Raw genomic sequence first — 261 nt, 5'->3', positions numbered from 1 at the left:
CCGGCATCACCATTTCCGTGCCTTCCGGCAGCTTCACCGTCCCGGTCACGTCCGTCGTGCGGAAGTAGAACTGCGGACGGTAGTTGGCGAAGAACGGCGTGTGACGGCCACCCTCTTCCTTGGTCAGGATATAGGCTTCGGCTTCAAACGTGGTGTGCGGCGTCACCGATTTCGGCTTCACCAGAACCTGACCACGCTCGACGCCGTCACGGTCGATGCCGCGCAGCAGAACGCCGACGTTGTCGCCAGCCTCCCCGCGAT

General features: G+C 63.2%; 1 pseudogene. It reads right to left on the bottom strand.

Annotated features, from left to right (window positions below):
- Nucleotides 1-261, bottom strand: a pseudogene (gene tuf, locus FNJ84_RS21855) (elongation factor Tu); the annotation flags it as partial.

This window comes from Paracoccus sp. M683 (assembly GCF_007096355.1).
GTDB lineage: Bacteria > Pseudomonadota > Alphaproteobacteria > Rhodobacterales > Rhodobacteraceae > Paracoccus.
Note: the sequence above shows the minus strand (reverse complement) of the source record. Positions and strands in the feature narration are given on the sequence as shown.